This is a genomic window from Helicobacter didelphidarum (genome assembly GCF_003364195.1).
GTDB lineage: Bacteria > Campylobacterota > Campylobacteria > Campylobacterales > Helicobacteraceae > Helicobacter_A > Helicobacter_A didelphidarum.
This window is the reverse complement of sequence record NZ_NXLQ01000074.1, coordinates 1-3188: the sequence shown is the minus strand read 5'-3', so window position 1 is coordinate 3188 and position 3188 is coordinate 1. Positions and strand designations below refer to the sequence as shown.

Below are 3188 nucleotides of genomic sequence, written 5' to 3'. Positions count from 1 at the left end.
GCTATCATCACCCCTGCAGACATACTCGACATTACCTATAAATACTATCTTGATGATAATGGCAAACCTAAAAATGGTTTGCTTGATGATAAGTTATTTGATGGCGACTTCTCCCCACTCCAAGCCAAACGCTTCTTTGAAAGATATGATTTATTAGAACATTGCCCTAATACAGATTCAGGCTTCTCCGCCACATTATTTGGAGAAAAACGCAAACAAAAGAATATAGAATCTAAAGAGATAAGTTATACTGCTGAATATGGATATATCAATTATATCTTAGCCTTTAGAGGCACAGAGCTTAAGGAAGCTATACAATGAAAAAGTTTCTTATACCTAAAAAGATTATTCTAACTCTTATTGTATTATTTGGAATTTATCTACTTGGAATCCCGCTTTATTATACTCCTTATGAATTACAACCAAGCTATTGGAAGTTTAAGGAAATATGTGAGTTAAGTTTGCAGCCAGATGATCAAATAACATATTATAATAAAGCCTTGGGATATTTCAATCTAAATTTAGATACTTTAGATTTAAATCAACTTAAAACCGATAAAGATGGCAATAAAAGAATATATGGAAAAGATAAATATCGAATTTCAACAATATATGCAACAATACTTTTTAAAGAAAAGAATAATTATAATAAGGCAAATATAAAATCTATTAGTCTAAATGCAACTTGGCATAATGGCAGGCTTATATTATTTGGCAATGAGGGTAATATGGATTTTAGTTTAGATTGGGATATAGTATCTTGTGGTAATATTCTTAAAAGGAATATGCCAGATTGTTTTAAGGACGATAAATTTATTTGTGAGGGAGCAAGATGAAAAATAGAGAACAGATTAAAAAGCTTAGGGATTATGCAGAGTTAGCTTGGGCAGCTTATGGATATTTTCATTTAGTTGGTAAAAAATTTCATAGTGAAAGTGATGACACACAAAGAGAAATAATCAAAACCGATATTTTAGATATTACTTACAAAAAATTTAAAGTTGCAAAAACTACACATATTGGAAATGAACAAAGAGAAGAAACTATCGGCAAACTCGATGGCGACTTTGGCAAAGAGCAAGCTAAAAGATTCTTTGAAAGATATGAACTTATCACACACCAAGAAAATACAGATTCAGGCTTCTCTGCTACCCTCTTTGGTGAAAAACGCAAACAAAAGAATATAGAATCTAAAGAGATAAGCTATACAAGTGAATATGGATATATGAATTATATCCTCTCTTTTCGTGGCACTGAATTTAAACTAGAGCAAATCAAGGACTTAATCAATGATTACTACATATGGGAATAAATAATGACAACAATAGAAACACGGCTTAAAAGAAAAAAGTATCTCATTAAGATAAAAAAGATTCTAAAAAAATTTAAATTCTTATTCTTTATTTGGATTATCTATCTTATAGGAATCCCGCTTTATTATACTCCTTATGAGCTACAACCAAGCTATTGGAAGTTTAAGGAGATATGTGAGGCTACATTTCAACTTCATAATCAACATATGGAGCAAACACAAAGAATAAAACCTATAATGCAAATTTTTAATGTAGATGACCAAAAAATTAAAAAGTTTGCTAAGTTGGAGAATAATATCTATATCTCTCGTATCCCATATCCACATTTTTTAACACGAATAGAAAATGCTCAGTTAAATATTTATAGTGATTTAAATTGGAATATTATCAAAATTGATACAGGAGACTTAGTATGGTATAATTGGAGACCCACAACACTAGGCAATGAGGGTAATATGGATTTTAGGATTGAATGGAATAATTTTTTAATGTGCGGAAATTTGGATAAAAGGAGAAAATAATGTGCAACAAAGAACAAATTAAGAAACTAAAAGACTATGCAGAATTAGCTTGGGCAGCGTATGGGTATTTTCATTTAGCAAAATCTCAAAGGATATGTTTATGGTATTATTTTTAGTGATATTATGGAATATTATTATCCCTCTTACTCTCTCATATTTTATATGGTGGCTCATATATAGAAAAGCATTTAAATCACAAAAGAAAATCTCTAAGTTTTTAGTATTTATTGGAAGCATTGCAATACTATCAAGTTTTTATATCTTTAATATTCCATATTATTTTCAACCAAGCTATTATAAATTTAAAAAGATGTGTAAGCTTAATGAATTACCAAATAATGAAGAAAAATATAATAAGATTCTAGGGTATTATGGATTAAGTTTAGATACATTAGATTGGGAAAAGATAGGGAAGAAAAAACCTCTCACACAATCTACATTAGAATTTTATTATATCAATTTTAGAGATAAGGACTTCTATGCCCAAAATACACCATTATATTCTTATTATGCCCCTATTCAACAACATAAGTTTGAAGATGATACAATAGAGATTTGGTTTAAAGGGCAAGCAAATAGAGAAAGTATAGATGAGATAGCATTGGATTTAGTAAGACAGACATATCTAGTTGATGGTATGGCATGGGATTTTGCTACTAGCGGGGATTTTAACATTTCTTTAAAAAAACAATATTGCTTTCCACAAACAAAATATAGAAAATTTCACGATTAGGAGATAAGATGACAAACAACAAAGAAATAATTAAAAAGCTTAGAGACTATGCTGAACTTGCTTGGGCTTCATACGGATACTTTCATCTAGCAGATAAAACCTATAAACATAATGATAAAGATAAAGAGAGACGAGATTATTTTCCAAAGCTACTAGAATATCTTGGAGAAGAAAAACGCGACCCCACCCACGCAGACATACTAGACATTACCTATAAATACTACCTTGATGATAATGGCAAACCTAAAAATGGTTTGCTTGATGATAAATTATTTGATGGCGACTTCTCCCCACTTCAAGCTAAAAGATTCTTTGAAAGATATGATTTATTACTTCATCAACCCAATACAGATTCAGGCTTCTCTGCTACTCTCTTTGGAGAAAAACGCAAACAAAAGAATACAGAATCTAAAGAGATAAGCTATACTGCTGAATATGGATATATCAATTATATCTTAGCCTTTCGTGGCACAGAGATGGGTAGTGATAAAATAAAAGCAATGCTAAAAGATTTCTATGAAGATTTCTTACTTGGGACAAACCAAATCCCAGAGCAATATTTTGATTTGATACACTTTGTAGAGACAAAGATTAAACCTAGAATCTATGATACATCATCAC

At 30.3% G+C, this 3188-nt stretch carries 5 protein-coding genes and 1 pseudogene; all 6 read left to right on the top strand.

The genetic code is table 11. From position 1 onward, the window contains the following. Nucleotides 1-321: pseudogene (locus CQA53_RS10590) on the top strand (hypothetical protein); the annotation flags it as partial. Continuing rightward, nucleotides 318-836 (top strand): hypothetical protein, encoded by a 519-nt coding sequence (locus CQA53_RS10585; protein ID WP_115543924.1) that lies wholly within the window; start codon nt 318-320, stop codon nt 834-836. The pseudogene CQA53_RS10590 and the gene CQA53_RS10585, both read left to right, overlap by 4 nt. Then, nucleotides 833-1312 (top strand): hypothetical protein, encoded by a 480-nt coding sequence (locus CQA53_RS10580; RefSeq protein WP_115543923.1) that lies wholly within the window; start codon nt 833-835, stop codon nt 1310-1312. Before CQA53_RS10585 ends, CQA53_RS10580 begins: the two co-directional genes overlap by 4 nt. Before the next feature lie 3 nt (nt 1313-1315). Further along, nucleotides 1316-1834, top strand: coding sequence for a hypothetical protein (locus tag CQA53_RS10575; protein WP_115543922.1), 519 nt, complete (start codon nt 1316-1318; stop codon nt 1832-1834). Nucleotides 1835-1934: 100 nt separating this feature from the next. Further along, entirely contained in the window at nt 1935-2567 is a 633-nt protein-coding gene (locus CQA53_RS12590) for a hypothetical protein (protein WP_181882454.1), read from the top strand. An 8-nt stretch (nt 2568-2575) separates the two neighbouring features. Then, nucleotides 2576-3188, top strand: a 613-nt coding sequence (locus tag CQA53_RS10565) for a hypothetical protein (RefSeq protein WP_245945897.1), incomplete at its 3' end; no start/stop codon positions are given.

Bases quoted from the DNA above. Each gene is read 5' to 3' on its own strand.
- CQA53_RS10585 (WP_115543924.1), top strand. From the start codon at position 318: ATGAAAAAGTTTCTTATACCTAAAAAGATTATTCTAACTCTTATTGTA.
- CQA53_RS10580 (WP_115543923.1), top strand. From the start codon at position 833: ATGAAAAATAGAGAACAGATTAAAAAGCTTAGGGATTATGCAGAGTTA.
- CQA53_RS10575 (WP_115543922.1), top strand. From the start codon at position 1,316: ATGACAACAATAGAAACACGGCTTAAAAGAAAAAAGTATCTCATTAAG.
- CQA53_RS12590 (WP_181882454.1), top strand. From the start codon at position 1,935: ATGGTATTATTTTTAGTGATATTATGGAATATTATTATCCCTCTTACT.